Source organism: Nocardia sp. NPDC052316 (assembly GCF_044547795.1).
In the GTDB taxonomy this organism is placed as follows: domain Bacteria; phylum Actinomycetota; class Actinomycetes; order Mycobacteriales; family Mycobacteriaceae; genus Nocardia.
Map to the genome: position 1 here is coordinate 46987 of NZ_JBIUBB010000008.1, position 20831 is coordinate 67817.

Annotated in this window: 15 protein-coding genes; 6 read left to right on the forward strand and 9 right to left on the reverse strand. The window is 69.2% G+C overall.

All coding sequences use genetic code 11. From position 1 onward, the window contains the following. Window positions 1–67: 67 nt before the first annotated feature. From ffh to ftsY, 6 genes are all read right to left on the reverse strand, one after another. Entirely contained in the window at window positions 68–1660 is a 1593-nt protein-coding gene (gene ffh, locus ACIHA7_RS34855) for a signal recognition particle protein (RefSeq protein ID WP_397295630.1), read from the reverse strand. Window positions 1661–1830: 170 nt separating this feature from the next. Beyond that, complete coding sequence (locus tag ACIHA7_RS34860) at window positions 1831–2145, reverse strand: hypothetical protein (protein WP_397295632.1); 315 nt, start codon at window positions 2143–2145, stop codon at window positions 1831–1833. 117 nt (window positions 2146–2262) lie between these two features. Continuing rightward, window positions 2263–4731: a [protein-PII] uridylyltransferase gene (locus ACIHA7_RS34865; RefSeq protein WP_397295634.1), complete on the reverse strand. Its 2469-nt coding sequence runs from the start codon at window positions 4729–4731 to the stop codon at window positions 2263–2265. A gap of 85 nt (window positions 4732–4816) precedes the next feature. Then, the gene (locus ACIHA7_RS34870) at window positions 4817–5155 is read right to left on the reverse strand and encodes a P-II family nitrogen regulator (protein WP_107660780.1); all 339 of its coding nucleotides are present in this window, start codon (window positions 5153–5155) and stop codon (window positions 4817–4819) included. 5 nt (window positions 5156–5160) lie between these two features. Continuing rightward, window positions 5161–6540, reverse strand: coding sequence for an ammonium transporter (locus ACIHA7_RS34875; protein ID WP_397295636.1), 1380 nt, complete (start codon window positions 6538–6540; stop codon window positions 5161–5163). A gap of 306 nt (window positions 6541–6846) precedes the next feature. Continuing rightward, the gene (ftsY, locus tag ACIHA7_RS34880; protein WP_397295638.1) at window positions 6847–8463 is read right to left on the reverse strand and encodes a signal recognition particle-docking protein FtsY; all 1617 of its coding nucleotides are present in this window, start codon (window positions 8461–8463) and stop codon (window positions 6847–6849) included. Window positions 8464–8582: 119 nt separating this feature from the next. Between ftsY and ACIHA7_RS34885 the strand changes: the two genes are divergently transcribed. After that, entirely contained in the window at window positions 8583–8972 is a 390-nt protein-coding gene (locus ACIHA7_RS34885) for a DUF2237 family protein (RefSeq protein WP_040737431.1), read from the forward strand. Between the two features lie 294 nt (window positions 8973–9266). On the opposite strand, the gene ACIHA7_RS34890 is transcribed toward ACIHA7_RS34885, so the two are convergent. Then, window positions 9267–9971 carry a TetR/AcrR family transcriptional regulator gene (locus ACIHA7_RS34890; RefSeq protein WP_397295956.1) on the reverse strand — a complete coding sequence of 235 codons (705 nt, stop codon included), beginning with the start codon at window positions 9969–9971 and terminating at the stop codon, window positions 9267–9269. On the opposite strand from ACIHA7_RS34890, the gene ACIHA7_RS34895 reads away from it, so the two are divergent. Together ACIHA7_RS34895 and ACIHA7_RS34900 are read left to right on the forward strand one after the other, a co-directional pair. Next, window positions 9880–10479: a hypothetical protein gene (locus tag ACIHA7_RS34895; RefSeq protein WP_397295977.1), complete on the forward strand. Its 600-nt coding sequence runs from the start codon at window positions 9880–9882 to the stop codon at window positions 10477–10479. The genes ACIHA7_RS34890 and ACIHA7_RS34895 overlap by 92 nt on opposite strands. A 187-nt stretch (window positions 10480–10666) precedes the next feature. After that, on the forward strand, window positions 10667–11578 hold the full coding sequence (locus tag ACIHA7_RS34900; RefSeq protein ID WP_397295639.1) for an NmrA family NAD(P)-binding protein: 912 nt from the start codon (window positions 10667–10669) through the stop codon (window positions 11576–11578). A 51-nt stretch (window positions 11579–11629) separates the two neighbouring features. Here the strand turns inward: ACIHA7_RS34900 and smc are convergent, their stop codons facing one another. Further along, window positions 11630–15244: a chromosome segregation protein SMC gene (gene smc, locus ACIHA7_RS34905; protein ID WP_397295640.1), complete on the reverse strand. Its 3615-nt coding sequence runs from the start codon at window positions 15242–15244 to the stop codon at window positions 11630–11632. Between the two features lie 487 nt (window positions 15245–15731). Between smc and ACIHA7_RS34910 the strand changes: the two genes are divergently transcribed. Next, window positions 15732–18044, forward strand: coding sequence for a hypothetical protein (locus ACIHA7_RS34910; RefSeq protein ID WP_397295641.1), 2313 nt, complete (start codon window positions 15732–15734; stop codon window positions 18042–18044). A gap of 215 nt (window positions 18045–18259) precedes the next feature. On the opposite strand, the gene ACIHA7_RS34915 is transcribed toward ACIHA7_RS34910, so the two are convergent. Beyond that, window positions 18260–18685: a DUF1707 domain-containing protein gene (locus ACIHA7_RS34915; protein WP_397295643.1), complete on the reverse strand. Its 426-nt coding sequence runs from the start codon at window positions 18683–18685 to the stop codon at window positions 18260–18262. A 198-nt stretch (window positions 18686–18883) separates the two neighbouring features. Between ACIHA7_RS34915 and ACIHA7_RS34920 the strand changes: the two genes are divergently transcribed. Together ACIHA7_RS34920 and ACIHA7_RS34925 are read left to right on the forward strand one after the other, a co-directional pair. After that, entirely contained in the window at window positions 18884–19969 is a 1086-nt protein-coding gene (locus tag ACIHA7_RS34920; protein ID WP_397295644.1) for an S-(hydroxymethyl)mycothiol dehydrogenase, read from the forward strand. Continuing rightward, the gene (locus ACIHA7_RS34925; RefSeq protein WP_397295646.1) at window positions 19966–20589 is read left to right on the forward strand and encodes an MBL fold metallo-hydrolase; all 624 of its coding nucleotides are present in this window, start codon (window positions 19966–19968) and stop codon (window positions 20587–20589) included. The genes ACIHA7_RS34920 and ACIHA7_RS34925 overlap by 4 nt, the downstream gene beginning before the upstream one ends. Window positions 20590–20831: the final 242 nt, after the last annotated feature.

A 20831-nucleotide genomic window follows, 5' to 3' on the forward strand; every position in this document is an offset into this window, starting at 1 on the left:
TCCAAGAGGCATGGCACAGCACACCGCCCCGCACCGGCGATCTCGGTGCGGGGCGGCGGAAGGACTTCTACTTCTTCGGGAACTTCAACTTCGACAGGTCGAAGCCTTCGAGTCCGGGCGGCAACTGATCCAGCCCGGCGGGCATGTTGGAGAGGTCCGGCATACCGGCCGGCATTCCCGGCATGCCTGCGGGCAGACCCGGCATGCCACCGCGGACCTTCGGCGGCGTGGGGCCGCGGCCACCCTTCTTGCCCTTCTTGCCTTTTTTGTTGTTGGCGCGACGGGAGCCGGGCATCCCCATCTGACGGCCCATCATCGCCATCATCTTCTTCGCCTCGAAGAAGCGGTCGACGAGCTGGTTGACCTCGGATACCTGCACGCCGGAACCGTTGGCGATGCGCAGTCGGCGGGACGCGTTGATGATCTTCGGGTTGGCCCGTTCGGCCGGGGTCATGCCGCGGATGATGGCCTGCACCCGGTCCAGCGACTTGTCGTCGACGGCGGCCAGCGCGTCCTTCATCTGGCCCGCGCCGGGGAGCATGCCGAGCAGGTTGCCGATCGGGCCCATCTTGCGGATGGCGAGCATCTGGTCGAGGAAGTCCTCGAGCGTCATCTCGCCGCTGCCGATCTTGCGGGCGGCTTCCTCGGCCTGTTCCTGGTCGTAGACCTGCTCGGCGTGCTCGATCAGGCTGAGAACGTCGCCCATGCCGAGGATGCGGCTGGCCATCCGGTCCGGGTGGAAGACGTCGAAGTCCTCGAGCTTCTCACCGGTGGAGGCGAACATGATCGGCGCGCCGGTCACCTCGCGCACCGACAGCGCGGCGCCACCGCGGGCGTCGCCGTCGAGCTTGGTGAGCACCACACCGGTGAAGCCGACGCCGTCGCGGAAGGCCTCGGCGGTGCTGACCGCGTCCTGACCGATCATCGCGTCGAGCACGAACAGCGTCTCGTCCGGCTGCACGGCGTCGCGGATGCCCGCGGCCTGGCGCATCAGTTCTTCGTCGATGCCGAGGCGACCGGCGGTGTCGACGATGACCACGTCGTACTGCTTGGCGCGGGCCTCTTCGATACCGCCGCGGGCGACCTCGACCGGGTCGGCGGCGCTGACGCCGAGAGGCCCCGGGGTCGGGTGTCCCGATGGACTCAGCCCGCCACCGCCGATGGAGGTGCCTGCGTGCGGGGCGAACACCGGCACGCCCGCGCGCTCACCGACCACCTGCAGCTGGGTGACGGCACCGGGACGCTGCAGGTCGCAAGCCACCAGCAGTGGCTGATGTCCTTGTCCCTTCAGCCATTTGGCGAGCTTGCCTGCCAGGGTCGTCTTACCGGCACCCTGCAGACCGGCGAGCATGATCACGGTCGGCGGGGTCTTGGCCAGGGTGATCCGGCGGGTCTCGCCGCCGAGGATCCCGACGAGTTCCTCGTTGACGATCTTGACGACCTGCTGCGCCGGATTCAGCGCCGCGGAGACCTCGGCGCCCTTGGCGCGCTCCTTGATCCGGGCGATGAAGCCGCGCACCACCGGCAGCGCGACGTCGGCTTCGAGCAGGGCTAGCCGGATCTCGCGACAGGTGGCGTCGATGTCGGCCGGTGACAGACGCCCCTTACCGCGCAGATCCTTGAGGGCACCGGTAAGCCGGTCGGACAGGGATTCGAACACCGATCGCGCTCCTGATCTCGGGGGACGTCAATTGTCTCCCAGGGTAATGGGATCACCCGCCTGGCCGCGCACGGGGCGGCCCCGCGCATGCGCGCTCGCTGCGGACACGCGAGAAATCGACCGGGCTGCTTCGCCTCCCGGTCGCGGTGTTTCCCACTCGAGCGGCGTGACTATTCCAGCGATCGGCGACGCGGTTTGACGGTCTTGCGATAGTCGTGATTTTCCTGGGCCACCATGTAGACCGCCTCACGCGCGGTCAATCCCAGTTCGAGGGCCAGGTCGTCGAGAATGGCCCATTCCGTGGTGGTGGGGATTCGTGAGTTGGCGACCGTGGAGGCGATGGTCATGGCGGTCACAGCCTGTTGTCCGGTCAATGTGCGACCCGGTAGCCAGGAAACAACCCAGCGATCTCCGCCGACACACCGCGCCATATGCGTGGTCTCGTCGCTCGTCATCATCGACGCCGAAACAACTTCAATTGCCACCGACGTGCTCCCCTCATGCTAGCGATAGCCAGACGCTCTGATACTAGAACGTGAGGGGGCCTCGAGATATGGGTTCCAGCAAATCACGTGCAACAGATTGGTTACCGCAGGTACCGGTCAGGATCCGATGATCTCCGGACCCGGCATACCGTTCTCCGGCTTCTTCGGCGCAGGCCTCGGCACGACGGCAAGGATCGCCTTTTCGATGGCCGCCCTGCGGTCCGGGGTGTCCTCGCTACCGAGGTCGACGCAGAAGGTGTCGACGACGGCCGAACCCATGGTCACCACCTTTGCCCAGCGCACGTCGGCTCCGCAGGCCTCCAATGCGGCGGCGAGGCGGCTCAATACACCGATCCGGTCCTCGGCGCGCAGCTCGAGCAGCACCTGACCGGGCACCGAGGTGCCGGACCAGAGCACCCTCGGCTGCGCCTGGGCGTACTGGCCCGGCCCGATGCCGCCCGCCTCGCGCTCGCGCTTCGCGAGCACCGCCGCCACGTCCAGATCGCCGGCGATGGCGCGGATGAGTTCCTGGCGCAACAGCCCGGCATCCGGCGGGTCACCGAACTTCGGCGACACCACGAAGGTGTCGATGGCGGCGTCCCCTTCGACGCCGAGCGAGGCCGAAAGCACCCGCAACGAGTGCAGCGCGAGCACCCCGGCGGCGTCGGAGAGCAGGCCCGCGGCGTCCGGCGCGATCACCGTGACCGTGTAGATGTATTTGCCCTCGCCCGGCTTCAATTCGACGTGCACGCCGCCCGACTCGGCCTTGGCGACCAGCTCCGGCGCGATCGGTTCGGGCTCGGGCAGCTCACCGCCCGCCATCACCAGGCGGCAGCGGCGCACGAGGTCGCCGATGAGCGAGGCCTTCCAGTCGCCCCAGACACCGGGGCCGGTGGCCAGCGAATCCGCCTCGGCCAGGGTGTGCAGCAGCTCCAGCAGCTCCGGGTCGCCGTCGAGCAGGTCGACCACGCGCTGGACGGTGGCCGGGTCGGCCAGGTCGCGGCGGGTCGCGGTGTCCGGGAGCAGCAGGTGGTGGCGCACCATGGCGCTGAGCGTGCGCACGTCCGAGGGCCAGAGGCCGAGCCTGCGGCCGATATGGGTGGCCAGCTCCGCGCCGACGACACTGTGGTCGCCCGCGCGGCCCTTGCCGATGTCGTGCAGCAGCGCGCCGAGGGCGAGCAGGTCCGGCCGGGCGACGCGGGTGCTCATCGCGCTGGCGTAGGACACCGTCTCCATCAGATGACGGTCGACGGTCCAGGTGTGCAGCGCGTCGCGCGGCGGCAGGTCGCGGACGGCGCCCCACTCCGGAAGGAGCCTGCCCCACAAGCCCGTTCGATCCAGCGCCTCGATCGCGTCGATGGCGCCGCGGCCCGCGCCGAGCAGCACGAGCAGGTCGTTGAGGGCGTCCTTGGGCCACGGCTCGCGCAGTTCGGGCGCGTCTTCGGAGAGCCGGTTCAGCGTGGTGGCCGACATCGGCAGCCCGGTCTGCGCCGAGGCCGCCGCCACCCGCAGGATGAGGCCGGGGTCGCGCTGCGGTCGCGCGTCCCTGGCCAGCACCACCTCGCCCGCGTGCTCGACCACCCCCTCATCGAGTGGTCGGCGCACCGGCATGCGGCGCAGGCGAGCCAGGCCTCGGCGCGGCAAAGCGTTTGCCGCCGTACGCAATCCGACGTCCACCGAGTAGCTCACCGTGCGCGCGGAATCGCTGAGCGTGCGCGCCAGATCGAACCGGTCGCCGATCCGCAGCGCCGCGCCGATCTCGTCGGCGTCCTGGGCGCGCAGCTGGTCCCTGGCTCGACCGGCCACCCGGTGCAGCTCGGTGCGAACATCCAGCAAACGCCGATGTGCTTGGCGCAGACCGCCACCGGGCACCTCGGGGCCGAGTCCCGGCATGGCATCGGTCAATTGGGCGATGGCGAGCGCGTCGAGCAGTTGGATGTCGCGCAGGCCGCCGCGTCCGTTCTTCAGGTCGGGTTCGGCGCGGTGGGCGATCTCGCCGCTGCGCTGCCAGCGCGCCTCGGCCTGGGCGATCAGCTCGTCGAACCGGGTCCGGATGCCGGTCCGCCATTCCCGGCGCACCCCGCCGATCAGCAGATTGCTGAGCTCCTGGTCGCCGACGATGTGCCTGGCCTCCAGCATGCCGAGCGCGGCGATCAGATCGTCGGAGGCCACCCGCAGCGCCTGCGGGACCGTCCGCACGCTGTGGTCGAGCTTGATGTGGGCGTCCCACAGCGGATACCAGAGCTGGTCGGCGACCTCGGCGACCCGGGCCGGGTCCACGTCGTCGTGCAGCAGCACCAGGTCCAGATCGGAGTACGGCAGCATCTCCCGGCGGCCCAGCCCGCCCACCGCGACGACGGCGAGCCCGCTGTCCCCGGTGATACCGAGTTCGGTGCCTTTACTGGTCAGCCACAGCTCGTAGAGATCGACCAAGGCTTGCCGCAGGGACTCGGCGTCCAGGCGCGGATTGCGTGGCATGCCGCCGTCGAGCAGTTGGGTTCGAGCGCGGACCAGATCGGCCGCTCCATTGGACACCTTGCCGCCCTCGGCCACCGTTCGGTCACCGCCGTGCTCGTCACTACCCACAACCCACCGCCCATTCATGCGCCGCGGCCCCGCCCCGACCGGTTCGCCGGTGGGAGGCGGGGCCGCCGTTCGATCGATATCTGTCCTACAGAGCGTCGGTACCGCGTTCGCCGGTCCGCACCCGGATGATCGTGTCGACCGGAGTCACCCAGACCTTGCCGTCACCGATCTTGCCGGTGCGCGAGGCCTCCACGATCACCTCGACGACCTTCTCCACAGACGCGTCGTCGACGACCACCTCGACCCGTACCTTGGGCACGAAATCCACGGAGTACTCCGCACCGCGGTAGACCTCGGTGTGCCCCTTCTGGCGGCCGTAACCCTGGACTTCGCTGACAGTCATGCCGAGCACGCCCGCCTGCTCGAGCCCGGTCTTGACGTCCTCGAGTGTGAACGGTTTGACGATTGCGGTGATCAGTTTCATGTTGGTCATGCCTCCTTGACGGCCGAACGTGCCGTGTTGCCCACAGCGGCGAAATCGTAGGCGGTTTCCGCGTGCTCGGACTCGTCCAAGCCCACCGACTCGGCTTCGTCGCTCGCGCGCAGCCCAATGGTGAACTTCACGATATAGGCAATGATCAGGCTGGCGACGAAGGAGAAGGCAAGCACCACACCGGCGCCCACCGCCTGACGCCACAGCTGGTCGACGCCGCCGCCGTAGAACAGGCCCGTCTTGGCCGCACCGGTCTCGGGCGCGGCGACCAGGCCGATCATCAAGGTGCCGACGATGCCGCCGACCAGGTGCACGCCGACCACGTCGAGCGAGTCGTCGAAGCCGAACTTGTACTTCAGGCCCACCGCGAGGGCACACAGCGCGCCTGCGACGCCACCGATGGCGAGCGCGCCGAGCACGTTCACCGACGAGCAGGCCGGGGTGATGGCGACCAGACCGGCCACGATGCCCGAGGCCGCGCCGAGCGAGGTCGGCTTACCGTCGCGGAACTTCTCCACCAGCAGCCAGGCCAGCAGGCCCGCCGCCGTCGCGATGGCGGTGATGACGAAGGTGGAGCCGGCCAAGCCGCCCGAGGTCAGCGCGGAGCCCGCGTTGAAGCCGAACCAGCCGAACCACAGCAGACCGGCGCCGAGCATGACGAACGGCAGGTTGTGCGGGCGGAACGGGGTGGCAGGCCAGCCCTTGCGCTTGCCGAGCACCAGCACCAGCGCGAGCGCGGCGGCACCGGCGTTGATGTGCACCGCGGTACCACCGGCGAAGTCGACCGCCATCAACTTGTTGGCGATCCAGCCGCCCTCGTGGATGACGTTGCCGTCGGCGTCCTTGGCGTCGAAGTCGAACACCCAGTGCGCGACCGGGAAGTAGACGACGGTGACCCAGATGCCCGCGAACAGCAGCCAGGAACCGAACTTCAGGCGGTCGGCGACCGCGCCCGAGATGAGGGCAACCGTGATGATGGCGAACATCAGCTGGAACGCGACGAACACCGTCATCGGAATCGTGCCGAGTAGCGGGATGTCGGTGGCCGCCGTGGTGACGGTGCCACTCGCGTCCTTGACCTCGGCTACCGCGTTACCGCCGATCAGTCCCTTCAGTCCGAAGAACTGCGCGGGATCGCCGATAACGCCGAACTTGTTGTCACCGAATGCCATCGAGTATCCGTACAGCGACCACAGCACGCCGACGAGGCCCATGGCGCTGACGCTCATCATGATCATGTTCAGCACGTTCTTCGAGCGGACCATGCCGCCGTAGAAGAATGCCAGACCGGGCGTCATCAACAATACGAGCGCTGAGCTCGCCAGCATCCATGCGGTGTCACCGGTGTCCGGTGCACCGGTAAGGGGAAATGCCACCTTGAAGTCCTCCTCATCTCGGGCCCTGCCGACTCCGGCAAATGGACCTGCACAGAAGGGTCCTCACTTGGTGTTTCATCCACAGAGCTGGCGTGTTTCGCCTGCGTGAACGGATGGGCCAGTTGTGTTGCTTCCACGTTTCGTGGTTTACCGGGCAAGTTTTCGCGAGGCTCGAAACGCGACTCCGGACAAAAGGGATTTGCGGCTACTGACGAGTAGAGCTAGCAAACATTCCGTTTGCTACGCGTTTCGCCGCAAACACCACGGGCCGGGCGAGATATTTCGCCCGGCCGCGGACAGCGTTACTCAGCCCAGCAGTGCGTCCACGAACGCGCCCGGCTCGAAGGGGGCCAGGTCGTCGGCGCCCTCGCCGAGGCCGACCAGTTTCACCGGGACGCCGAGCTCGTGCTGGACCTGGAAGACGATGCCGCCCTTGGCGGTGCCGTCGAGCTTGGTGAGCACCACGCCGGTGATGTCGACCACCTCGGCGAACACGCGGGCCTGCATCAGGCCGTTCTGGCCGACGGTCGCGTCCAGCACGAGCAGCACCTCGTCGACGGCGGCCTTCTTCTCTACGACGCGCTTGACCTTGCCGAGCTCGTCCATCAGGCCGGTCTTGGTGTGCAGGCGGCCCGCGGTGTCGATGAGGACGGCGTCGACGCCGCGCTCGATGCCCGCGGTCACCGCGTCGAAGGCGACGGCGGCCGGGTCGGCGGATTCCTTACCCCGGATGGTGTCGGCGCCGACGCGCTCGCCCCAGGTCTGCAGCTGGTCGGCGGCGGCGGCGCGGAAGGTGTCGGCCGCGCCGAGCAGCACGCGACGGCCGTCGGCGACCAGCACGCGCGCGAGTTTGCCGGTGGTGGTGGTCTTTCCGGTGCCGTTGACGCCGACGACGAGCAGGATCGACGGGTGATCGGGGTGCGGGAGGGCCCGGATCGAGCGGTCGAGTTCGGGGCGCAGCGCCTCGATCAGCACATCGCGCAGCACCGCGCGCGCCGCCTCGGTGGTGCGGACACTGCGGGAGGCCATCTCCGCGCGCAGCCGGGCCACCACGGCGGCCGTGCTCGCGGTGCCCAGGTCGGCGAGCACCAGGGTGTCCTCGACCTCCTCCCACGACTCGTCGTCCAGATCGCCGCCGCCGAGCAGGCCGAGCAGGCTCTTGCCGACCGCGTTCTGGGAGCGGGACAGGCGGCCGCGCAGGCGGACGAGACGGCCTGCGGTGGGGTCGATGTCTTCGAGGGGGATCGGAGCTTCGGCACCGGCGGCGGTGTCGGGAGCGGCGGGGGCGGTATCGGACGTGGCGGCAGTGCCGGACGTGGCGGCAGTGCCAGAAGCGGCGGGGGCGGTGCCGGATTCAGTAGCCGACTTGCCCGCCTCCGTAGCCCCAGTGGTGGGCTCGGTGGGAGCGGTGTCAGCTTCAGCAGCGGCAGTACTCGATCCAGCGGACGCGGCGCTCGGGTCGGCCGGTGCGGTTCCCGCTTCGACAGCACCGGCCTCGACCGACCCAGCCGTCTTCTTCGGCGCGGTCTCCGTGTCGGCGGCGGTGTCTGCTCCGGCCGACTCGGTTTCCGGCGCCTCGACAATGTCGGTCTCCGGGAGCGGGACATTGGTGATCCCCCGCTTCGGCGCGTCCCGCGGGATGGCCGCGTCGTCGCCGACGTGCGGCTGTCCATCGGTGTCGGTTCGCTCGACCGGGAGCGGCTCGGGCTTGGTCGCGGGCTCGGGCTTGGTCGCGGTGCCACCCTGACTGAAACTGAACCCACCGGACGCCGCATAGCCACCGGACTTGTCGGTCAGCTCTTTGTCGGCGGCCGGCGGCGTCAATGACACCCGGGAGCGCTTGTATCGGACAAAACCGACAACAAGCACCACCAGCAGCAGGGCAGCGGCCACGGCGATCAGGATCCAGGCTTCGGCACTCACGCGCCCATCCTTGCAGAACGGACCGACCCGCTTTACCACGCCGCCCCGGCGCAGAGACACAACCCCCGAGATTTCTTGTCCTGCGGAACTTCTCGCGAGGTGGCAATAGGATCGGCGACGTGACCGATCGAAACGTGCTTGGGGGGCCGCTGGAAGAGTGCGGCACCGATCCTCTCACCGGCTTCTACCGGGACGGCTGCTGCAGCACCGGGCCGGAGGATCTCGGTAGCCACACCGTGTGCACCGTCGTCACGGCCGAATTCCTGGAACACCAGGCGTCTATCGGCAACGATCTGAGTACGCCGCGCCCGGAGAACAACTTTCCGGGCTTGCAGCCAGGAGACCGGTGGTGCGTGGTGGCCGTGCGGTGGCTACACGCGCATGAGGACGGTGTCGCCGCACCCGTAGTGCTGGCCGCCACGCACGAAAACGCCCTGGAAGTGATCTCGATGGACATCCTGCGCAAGTACGCCGTAGACGTCCCCAACGACGTCAGCGACTTGTTGTAAGCCACCCTCGTCGACGGCAGCCCGAGACACCTCTCCGGCTGCCGCCCCGCCTGCCCGGCCGAGCCGACCCCACCCGTGCTCGATAACGTGCTCCGCCTCGCCGTATGCGGACCGTGACCATCGATGGCGCATGTCACGTGTGCGCCAACCGAACCGCCTTCACCGCAATGCGATTCAAATCACAGCCTCGCCGAACCCATCACGATCAACGGGACTGGCGACGCGCCGCCACGGCCACGTCGGCGACGCCGGGCGCATCGGCGAGGAGGCCCAGAGCGTCGCTATGTCCGTCGATCATGGTCGCCGGGCGGCAGCGCGTTGACGGTGCGCCTTTTGGCGGCAAGCTGACGAGCAATAGCGGGGGCGGCGACCGGTTCCGGTGTGCCGAACCGGTGCGTCGCATACCGGGCAGTGCGGGTAGCCGGTTTCGTTACCATCCGCTGTTTCGTTACGCGTTTCAGCGTCCGCCGAGTGATTCGTTACGACCGGCGTGGTGCGCATCGCGTCGAGGACCAACGCGGCCGCGCGATCGATCCGCCCTTCGGACCGCCGAAGCCGCTGGATGGCAACACAGCCGGTGAAAATGGCAAGCACATCGGGCACCTCGACGTCGCCGCGCACCGCACCTTGCCGCTGTGCGGCCAGCAGCAGTGCCCCCAGCGCCCGATGGAACCGCTCCCCCGCGCTCATCAGCAAGGCACGCGGCCAACCGTCGTCGGACTGCACCAGTTCGCACAGCGCCTCATTGCCCGGCGTCGACACCACCACCTCAGTGCAGAACTCGAAGAAGGCGGCACCGGGATCCGGCGCATCGAGGTAGGCGGCGGCCAGCTTCGCCAACCGATCGACCCGCTGCTGCATAACCGCTTCCAGCAGATCGAATTTCGTCGGAAAGTGCCGATAAACCGTGCCCGCCCCGACGCCGGCCCGCCGAGCCACCTCGGCCAGCGACACCGACGGGCCGTGTTCGGCGAACGCTCGCTGCGCGGCTGCCAGCACCAGCGCCCGGTTTCGCCTGGCGTCGGCCCGCGCGGCAGGGCTCGGCGCAGCGGGGCTCGACGCTGCGGGGTTCGGCGCTGCGGGGTTCGACGCGGCAGGGTTCGACGCGGCAGGGTTCGACGCGGCAGGGTTCGACGCGGCAGGACTCAGCGCGGCAGGGCTCGACACCCCAGGAGTCGACACCGCGCGACTCAACACGGCTGGACTCGACACCCCAGGAGTCGACGCCGCAGAGTCGATGCCACAGGGCTCGACGCGGCTGGACTCGACGCCGCACGACTCCACTCCGCTCGACTCAACGCCACAGGACCCGACACCGCTCGACTCACCGCCGCTCGACTCGACGCTACGGGACCCGACACCGCTCGACTCACCGCCGCCGGAGTCGACGCCACAGGACTCAACGCGGCAATACTGGCCGCCGCAGGGGTCGACGCCGCACGACTCCACGCGGCTGGCCTCGATACCGCCGGAGTCGACGCCGCCGGGCTCGGCGCAGCAGTGCTAGGCGCAGCAGGGCTCGGCGCAGGACGCGCGACCGCTCGGCTCGCCGTCACACGACTCGCCGCATCCTCGACGCGGGCACTCATTTCGTTACGCCCTTCCCTTGTCTGACCTGGCGAACCGGGTCTCAGCGCCCGTATGGTCCGAAATGCGGGTCGCTCGACCCGATTCTATCGACAGAGAAGGCACGCATGTCCCCTCAGCACAACCTCGTCCTGGTCACCGGAGCCACCGGAAAGCAGGGTGGCGCGACCGCCCACAGGCTGCTTGCCGACGGCACGGCGGTGCGGGCGCTGGTCCGCGACCCGCACGCCCCCGCCGCCGAGGCCCTGGCCGCGGCCGGTGCGGAGCTCGCGGTCGGCGACTTCGACACCCCCGACACGCTGGCCGCCGCGCTCGCCGGTGCCACAGCACTTTTCGCGGTGCCGCCCGCCGTTTACGACCCGCAGGGCTGGGATGTCGACCGTGAAGCGCGGCGCGGCATCGCACTGGTCGACGCGGCGCGCCGGGCCGGGGTCGAGCAGATCGTGTTCACCGGCATCGCCTCGTTCAACTCCGACGATTCCTGGGGTGCGGACGGCAAGTCCCGCATCGAGGAGGCCGTCGCAGCCTCCGGCACCCGCTACACGCTGCTGCGCCCGGTCCGCTTCATGGAGAACTACCTCATGCGCGGTATGCCGATCGACGGCATCGTCGACGGCGTCCACCGGCACCTGTTCCCGGCGGACCGACCGCTGAAAGTCATTGCGCTGGCGGACATCGCCGACATTGCCGCCCTGGCGTTCGCCGACCCCGACCGCTTCCACGGCCGAACACTCGAGCTCGCGGGCGACGCCCTCACCCCACCGGACGCCGCCGCAGCGATCGCCGAGGCGACCGGCTACCCCGTCCGCTATCAGGAACTCGACGAATCAGCCGCCGCCGAGCTCGGTCCGATGATCGCGCACACCTGGCGTCTCGTGCGCGCCACCGGCGGCTGGCACGCGGACATCGCGGCCACCCGCGAAATCCACCCCGGCCTGCGCACGTTCGACACTTGGCTCGCCGAAACCGGTGCCGCGCAGATCAAATCCCTCCTGGACCAGGTGGGCGCATCGCGTTGACCGCAGGCCGCCGACGTACCACCGATCGGCCGAAAAGGCGGAACGCTGGGGCTACGCCGCACCCACCGGCGCGAGGTTCTCCCCGCGCATCCGCTGCGAGATGACCTGGGTGATGCCGTCGCCGCGCATGCTGACACCGTAGAGCGCGTCGGCGATCTCCATGGTCGGCTTCTGGTGGGTGATGACGATCAGCTGGCTCTTCTCCCGCAGCTGCTCGAACAGCCCGATGAGGCGGCGCAGGTTGGTGTCGTCCAGCGCGGCCTCGACCTCGTCCATCACATAGAACGGGGACGGCCGAGCCCGGAAGATGGCCACCAGCAAGGCGACTGCGGTGAGCGACTTCTCGCCGCCGGAGAGCAGCGAAAGCCGCTTGACCTTCTTGCCGGGCGGCCTGGCCTCCACTTCGATGCCGGTGGTGAGCATGTCGGACGGGTCGGTGAGCAGCAGCCTGCCCTCGCCGCCGGGGAACAGTTTCGAGAACACGCCGACGAACTCCCGCTCGACGTCCTCCCACGCCTCGGTGAACACCTGCAGGATCCGGGCGTCCACCTCGGCGACCACCTCGAGCAGGTCCTTGCGCGCGTTCTTGACGTCTTCGAGCTGGGTGGCCAGGAAGTTGTAGCGCTCCTCTAGTGCCGCGAATTCTTCCAGCGCAAGCGGATTCACTTTGCCGAGGGTCGCGAGGTCCTTCTCGGCGCGTTTGGCGCGACGCTCCTGGGTTGGCCGGTCGTAGGGCATCGGCGCGGGCGCGGTGACCTGTTCACCGCGCTCCTTGGCCTGCTCGTACTCCTGCCACTCCAGGTCCGACGGCGGCAGCGGCACGTCGGGGCCGTACTCGGCGATCAAATCGTTGAGCGCGATGCCGAACTGTTCGGAGATGGTCGTCTCGAGCTGTTCGATGCGCAGCGCCGCTTGGGCTTTCGCCACTTCGTCGCGGTGCACCGCGTCGGTGAGCTGGGCCAGCTGGGTGGACAGGGCGCGCACCCGCTCCTTGACCTGCTCGACCTGAGCGGCGGCTTCGCCACGGCGGCGGACCAGGTCGTCGCGCCGGGTACCCGCCTCGGCGACCACTTTCTCCAGTTCCGCGGCGACCCGAGCGCCGGACTCCGCAACCGCGGCGGCGACCTCGGCGGCTTTCTTGCGCGAGGCCTGGGCACGTTCGGCGCGGGCCCGTGTCTCGCGCTCGGCGCGGGCCGCCCGGCGCAGCGAATCCGCCTTGCCGCGAACCGATTCCGCGCGCTCCTCCGCGGTGCGCACGGAAAGACGCGCCTCCACCTCCATCGACCGCGCCTCGGCCAGCGCGGCGGCGGCCTCCTCGCGTTCGCGGCCCGCCGACTCGGTGCCCGCGGTGGCGCCGTCGGAGTCGATCTCGGATTGCTCGAGCTCGGCATTGCGCAGCCGGTCCTCGAGCTCGGCGAGCGAGGCGAGCGCTTCCTCCCGGTTGGTCTCGGTCTCCGTGCGTTGCGCGAGCAGCCGTTCGCTGTCGGCCTGCGCGGTGCGGGCCGCGTGGCCGAGCCTGCCGAGTCGGTCGTAGATGGCGACCAGCGACTGGTCGGATTCGTGCAAGGCGAGCAGCGCCTGGTCGACGGCGTCCTTGCGATCGGCCTGTTCGGCGAGCGCGCCGGACAGCGCCGCCTCGAGCTCCTCGGCGCGCCGCTGTGCCGCGACGAGATCGGCTTTGGCGTTGTCGATGTCGGCCTGGATCTCCAGCTGACTCGGTGCGCGGTCGGATCCGCCGAGCAGCCAACCGGTTCCGGTGAGGTCGCCGTCGCGGGTGACCACCCGCACGTCCGGTCGAGCCGCGACCACGGCCCTTGCGGTGGCCAGGTCGTCGGCGACGGCGATCCCGGCGGTCAATGCCGTGATCGCGCCGCGCACGCTGTCCGGGCACTCCACCACGTCGGTGAGCCAGCGCGCCGCACCCGGCAGCGGACCGAGCTGCGGTCGAGAAACATTGTCGGCACCGAATACGAGTGCGGCGCGCCCACCGTCGGCGTCCTTCAACGCGCGGATGGCGTCGTGCGCCGACTCGCCGGTGTCCGCGGCGACGGCATCCGCGAGCGGGCCGAGCGCGGCGGCGACCGCGGCCTCGAACCCGCCGTGCACCCGCAGCAGTCCGGACAGCGGCCCGAGCAGACCCTGCGACCGATGCTCCACCAGCCAGGCGGCACCGTCGCGGCGGGCCAGCCCCATGCCGAGCGCCTCGATCCGCGCCGTCAGCGACGCGACCCGCTTGCTCGCCTCTCGGTCCTGTTCACGCAGTTCGGTCACGCGCTGATCGGCCAGCGCGAGCGCCTGCACCGCGTGCTCGTGCTGAGCGTCCAGGCCTGCCTCGCCGGCATCCAGTTCGCTGAGTTCGGCCTGCACCGCATCGAATTCGGTCTGCGCGGCCTCGCCGCGGTTCCTGGCGTCGCCGATCGCCGTCGTCAGCCGGGCGATCTCGCCGTCGAAGGACTGTGCCCTGGTGCGCAACGTGTCGACCTTGCCGACCAGCCGCGCGACACCTTCGCGCCGGTCCGCGATGGCCCGCACCGCGGCCAGGTGCGCCTGCTCGGCGGCCTTGGCGGAGTGCTCGCGTTCGGCCAGCGCGTCGCGGGCCGCCTCCAGCGTCTCGGTCGCGATCTCGACCGCCTCGCGCAGCTCGGCCTCCTCGGCCTCCACCCGCTCGGCTTCGGCCTCCAGCTGCTCCGGGTCGCGCCCGCTGCCGACCGGGGTCTCGGTGTCGAGGTGGCGGGCGCGGTCCTGCGCGATCCGGATGGTCGCGTTGACCCGCTCGGCCAGCGCGGAGAGCTGGAACCAGATCTGGGCGGCGGCCTCGGCGCTCGGCGTCAGCCGGGACAGCTGGAATTCCTGCTGCGCCAGTGCGGCATTGGCGGCGTCGAGTTCGCTCTGCACGTTGATGTGCTGCTCGCGCGCGTAGGCCTCCTTGCTCTGCTGGCTCTCCAGCTCGCCGCGGCGGGTCACCAGGTCGTCGGCGGCCAGGCGCAGGCGCGCGTCGCGCAGGTCGGCCTGCACGGTCTGCGCGCGCCGGGCCACCTCGGCCTGCCTGCCGAGCGGTTTGAGTTGGCGGCGCAGTTCGGTGGTGAGGTCGGTGAGGCGGGCCAGGTTGGCCTGCATGGCCTCGAGCTTGCGGACGGCCTTCTCTTTGCGCTTGCGGTGCTTGAGCACGCCCGCGGCCTCTTCGATGAACGCGCGCCGGTCTTCCGGGCGCGACTCCAGAATGGCCGAGAGCTGCCCTTGCCCGACGATGACGTGCATCTCGCGGCCGATGCCGGAGTCGCTGAGCAGTTCCTGCACATCCATCAGCCGGCAGGAGCTGCCGTTGATCTCGTATTCGCCGGCGCCGTCGCGGAACATCCGCCGGGTGATGGACACCTCGGCGTAGTCGATGGGCAGCGCGCCGTCGGAGTTGTCGATGGTGAGGGTGACCTCGGCGCGGCCGAGCGGCGCCCGTCCCGCGGTGCCCGCGAAGATCACGTCCTGCATCTTGCCGCCGCGCAGGGCCTTCGCACCCTGCTCACCCATGACCCAGGTCAACGCGTCGACCACATTGGACTTGCCGGAGCCGTTCGGACCGACCACGCAGGTGATCCCCGGCTCCAACCGCAGCGTCGTCGCGGACGCGAAGGACTTGAAGCCCTTCAACGTCAGGCTCTTGAGATGCAAGTTCGACGACCTTTCCGTTTTCGTCGGTTCCGCAAGCTGCCCGTTGCCGGGCCCGTCGCGCACGCCGCCCCGTTCCGCCTGATCAACAGCGGCGGGCGACCAGTCATGGTATCCATCGAGTGCCGAGCACCGCGGACGCGGGACGGCCCCCGTGGCCGCGCGGCGGTTCGGCGACCCACGTAGGTTATCGAGTCATCGCGCGATATCCCGTATTTCAATGTGCCCGAAGTTTGCCGAGGCGCCGCCCCTAGTGTCTACCGCACCCGATCCGATGCCGCGACCGACGCGCCCACCACATGCGGGACCATAGCGCGCGCGGGCAGCGCCCGTGCCGCCGACAGGTAACGAATGCGGGCACGTTGTTCGACCTCAGCGGAACCTTTACACCAATAGACCGACCGACTCGCCGCACGCCCTGCCGCGCGGCGGCGTCGCCGCATACGATCCAGTCTGATTCGCCAGCGGGAATGTTTGGAGCGCCTCACCGATGCCAGCCCCAGCCGGGACCAGTACGGCGTTCCGGCTTGCCCGCATCGCGCTGCTGCTGCTCGGTAGCCTGCTGTTCCTCTATGCGTGTGAGAACAGCAAGAGCGCGCTGCTGGCGGACAAGTGGGTTGAGGTCGCTATCGCGGGCACGCTGTTGGCCGCCGGGCTGGGGGTGGCGTGGTTCGAGGTCAAGTTGACCGACTATCTCGATGAGGATGCGGACGAGATTCGACCGGTGCGGGCCGAAAGCCGTACGGGGCGGGCGGAGGTACGTGGGGGGCGCGCCAATGATCGTGCGGTGACCAAAGATCGTGCGGGGACCAAACGCCGTACGGGGGCGCACGGTCGCGCGGGGGCGAAGGGGCGCTCCGTGGCGGGCAAGGATCGCGCTGAAAACCGGGAGTTCCTTGTCGAATCCGAGGGGTGGTCGATGCGCGCCAAGATCGCTCGTTCCGGTGATCTCATCTTCCACGGTCATGATCTGGGCGGCACCTATTCCGCCTACGAGTGGATGTGGATCTTCCACCCCGATACCTTTTCCGAGATCCGGGCCGCCCTCGGCGACGACGAAGGGGAAATCCTGGAACTCCTCGAAGAGGTTGTCCCGCAGCTGGATCGGCACGGCAGACACGACCCCGGCGCTTGGCTGCGCGCACACGACATTCCGGCTACCTATCGCGAGAAGGGTGTCAGCGCCACTCAGGAGACCCGGGAACTCCCGATCCTGCAGCCCGGTCTCCCCCAACCGGCGCCCCGGCGCGACGCGCCTATCTCCGCGCGAGGGAACCGCAACGACGTGCCGCCCAGTCGCGAGTACCGCCATGTCGCACCGGTATTCGACGAAGATTCCGTCGCGCCGGGCGTACCGGCGCGCGCAGGGCGAGACGCTTTCGCACCCGCCGGATTTCAGGATGAAGACGCCGGACCCGGCTGGCCACAGCGATATCCGGAGCCCGCGCACTCGCGGTGGCAGGTCGAGGCAAGCGCACCGTATGACGACATTGCGCCCACACCCAGTGCGGAACCCGCACGGTGGCGTTCCTCGGCTCCCACTCCACGCGAAGACTTCGAGTCGGTCCGGCCGCTGTACGAGGACCCGGAACCAGCGCGCGCACCGTGGAATTCCGGGGCCGCCGCATATTCGCCCAGAGAAGACCACGCGCCCGCCAGGACGCCTTATGGGCTGCCGGAACCAGCTGGCACCCAGCGGAATTCCGGTGTCGACCCGTATTCGCCTCGCGAAGGCTACGAGCCCGTGCGGTCACGGCACGGGCAGTCGGAACCTGCACGCGCGCAGTGGAATTCCAGCCTCGCGGCGTATCCGTCTCAAGAAGATTTCCAAGCCGCCCGGTCACCTTACGGGGAACCAGAACCCGCCCGCACACAATGGCATTCCGCCGCACCGACATATTCGCCGCGTGAAGACTTCGCGCCCGCGGCATCTCCGTACGCGGCTGCGGCACGGTGGCAGGAGGATCCCGCACCGTCCTACGACAATCCGGCGCTGCCCTACGAGAATCTTGCACCGTCCTACCGTGATCCCGCGCCGTCTTATGGCAATTCCGCGTTGCCCCCTGAGAGCCCAGCATCGCCTTACGCGGATCCCACATCGCTTTACGCGAACTCCGCAGCGCCTTACGCGGATCCCGCATCGCTTTACGAGAATTCCGCAGTGCCTTACCAGAATTCCGCAGTGTCTTACGACGACCCCGCACCGCACTGGCCGACCCGGGAAGCTACGGCGCGCCCCCCACTCGAGCGGCGCAACTCCAAACGCCATCAGCATGCGCAGCCGGACAACGAATGGCCGCGCCACGACGCCGAACCCGCGCGGTCGCCGTATGAGGACCCGGCTGCTGCCCGGGCGCGGCGGGAACGTCTCGACGCGATCCAGGCGCAACTGGAGCAACCCTCGTTCGCGCCGGCGGAGCGGCCGTATCCCAGGGAAACCGCTCAGCCCCACTATGATTCGCGGCACAGGGCAGCGGACAACCCACTGCCGCTGCAGCGCAGAGGCAGTTCGCCCCTGCCGGACGATTACCCGGCCGCCCCGCGGTACGAGCCGCTTTCGCCGTCCCGGCAACGGCCTGCGGCGGATGCCGAGCCGTCCTGGCCCGCGCGATCCATGCCCCGTCAGCGGCAGGCGCCGCCCGAGCCGCGGCCGCGCGACGACTACTCCCACTGGGCGGATCAGTCGCCCGCCGAGTACGACGAGCCGCCCGCGCGCCGACACCGCCGGTCGAGCCAGTCACCGGATTCCGCGGGCACCGGTCGTCACGCGCAATCGCACAGCGCAACGCCGCGTTGGCCGTAGGCGCGACGACCCAACCGACCTGGCCACAACTCGGGCGGCTCCGATCAACTCACCTAACCAGGCTCAGGTGGGCCGACGGCACGCATCTCAGATGACCAGACTCGGCTCGGCCGACCGCGCTCACCTCAGGCGACCAGGCTCAGTTCGGATGACCGCACTCACCTCAGATGACCCCGCCCAACTGAGGTGAGCACAGTCGATTCGAGCGATCGCGCTCAGCGCAGGGAACGCGAGCACCGACCCGACTCGAACCCGGTCAGCATGCGGAACACCAGAACCGCGCCCCACGGCCCGATCACCCAGATCGGCCACGGGTAGGTGAATTCGCCAACGCTCAGCGAGATAGCACCCCAGATAAGCAGGACGAGCACGCTGACGCCGAGCCAGCTGCTGCCTTCGATCTTCTGCCAGATAGGGATGCGAGACCTCGAATCCGCTTTCCCCGCAGTCTCTCTCGGCAGCTTGGGCAGATCCGACAGCACCAGCTGCAGATCGTCCGTGGTCGTGGTCGCATAGACCTTCGCCGCGCGCTCGTCGTACTCGGCGAGGTCGATCCTGCCGTCCTCCAGGTGCCTGGCGAGCAAGCGCACCACCTTCTCACGTTCGGCGTTCGAGGCGCGAGTGCTGGGCGAGATGTCCATACCGAAGTTCCTTATCGACGGTTCCACCCTCCACAGTGGAATATATTCAAGCATGAACCCTCCACTGTGGAATGTCAACCCTTCGGGCGTTCGAGGCCACCCGGCGGTGGTGCCGCTGTGCCGAGCGCGGCAGTATGGACGGTGCTCAGCTCGCGGGCGCACAAGGTCCGCGTCGACGAAATCTCCTAGGAGGCATAGGTGTCGGAAACCGTGCGCGGTGTCATCGCCCGCAGCAAAGGCGCGCCGGTCGAGATCGTCGACGTGGTGGTCCCCGATCCCGGCCCGCACGACGTGGTGGTGCGGGTGCAGGCCTGCGGCGTCTGCCACACCGACCTGCATTACCGCGAGGGCGGCATCAACGACGAGTTCCCGTTCCTGCTCGGGCACGAGGCCGCGGGCCTCGTCGAAACCGTCGGCGAGGCGGTCACCCACGTCGAGGTCGGCGACTACGTGGTCCTGAACTGGCGTGCCGTCTGCGGCGAGTGTCGCGCCTGTAAGCGCGGCCGTCCCTGGTACTGCTTCGCGAGCAACAACGCGAGCAAGAAGATGACCCTCACCGACGGCACCGAACTGAGCCCCGCGCTCGGCATCGGCGCCTTCGTCGACAAGACGCTGGTGCACGAAGGACAGTGCACCAAGGTCGATCCCGCCGCCGACCCCGCGGTCGCCGGCCTGCTCGGCTGCGGCGTGATGGCCGGCATCGGCGCGGCGATGAACACCGGCAACGTGTCCCGCGGCGACACCGTCGCGGTGATCGGCTGCGGCGGTGTCGGCGATGCCGCCATCGCCGGCGCGCGGCTGGCCGGCGCGAAGACCATCATCGCGGTCGACCGGGACAAGCAGAAGCTGGACTGGGCCACCGATTTCGGCGCCACCCACACCGTCGACGCGACCAGCGAGGACGTGGTCGAGAAGATCCAGGAGTACACCGACGGCTTCGGCGCCGACGTCGTCATCGAGGCGGTCGGCCGCCCGGAAACCTGGAAGCAGGCGTTCTACGCCCGCGATCTCGCGGGCACCGTGGTACTGGTCGGCGTCCCCACGCCGGACATGACGCTCGACCTGCCGCTCATCGACCTGTTCTCCCGCGGCGGCGCGCTGAAGTCCTCCTGGTACGGCGACTGCCTGCCCGAGCGCGACTTCCCCACCCTGGTCGACCTGCACCTGCAAGGCCGCCTGCCGCTGGAACGCTTTGTCACCGAACGCATCTCCCTCGACCAGGTGGAGGCGGCGTTCGCCGCGATGCACTCCGGCGATGTGCTCCGCTCGGTGGTGGTCCTGTGACGAACATCGACCGCGTCGTCACCTCCGGCACCTTCTCCCTCGACGGCGGCACCTGGGATGTGGACAACAACGTCTGGCTCATCGGCGACGAGCACGACGTCCTCGTCATCGACGCCGCGCACAATGCGGACGCGATCGCCGAGGCGGTCGGCAGCCGCAACGTCGTCGCCATCCTGTGCACGCACGGCCACAACGACCACGTCACCGTCGCACCGGAATTGAGCACCCGGCTCGACGCCCCCATCCTGCTGCACCCCGCCGACGACCCGCTGTGGCGGATGACCCACCCCGACGTCGACTACCGCTCGCTGGCCGACACCCCTCGAATCACCGTGGGCGACACCGACATCGACATCCTGCACACCCCCGGCCACTCCCCCGGCTCGGTCTCCCTGCACCTCCCCGAGGCCGCCGCCCTCTTCACCGGCGACACCCTGTTCTCCGGCGGCCCCGGCGCCACCGGCCGCTCCTACTCCGACTTCGACACCATCATCGCCTCGATCCGCGACCGCCTGCTCACCCTCCCCGACGAAACCACCGTCCACACCGGCCACGGCGACACCACCACCATCGGCGCCGAAAAGCCTTCGCTCGCCGACTGGATCGCCCGCGGCCACTAATTCCCTTGCCGTCACCCACCGTGCCGTTGCTATGGTGCCCGGCGTGACTTCTCCCGAGGCGTCCAGACGCTAGCCACCTGTCGAACGACCAGGTGGCGTCCCTCGCCATGCGCGAATCGACCTGCCGACCCGGTCGTTCGGCCCTGAGCGTCGTCCCACTGGGGCGACTTCTGCTCTGCCTCCCTCCGTTGCCGCCGCGCGCGCCGGAGGGCGGCGTGGTGTCGAACAGAGTCTGGGAGTCT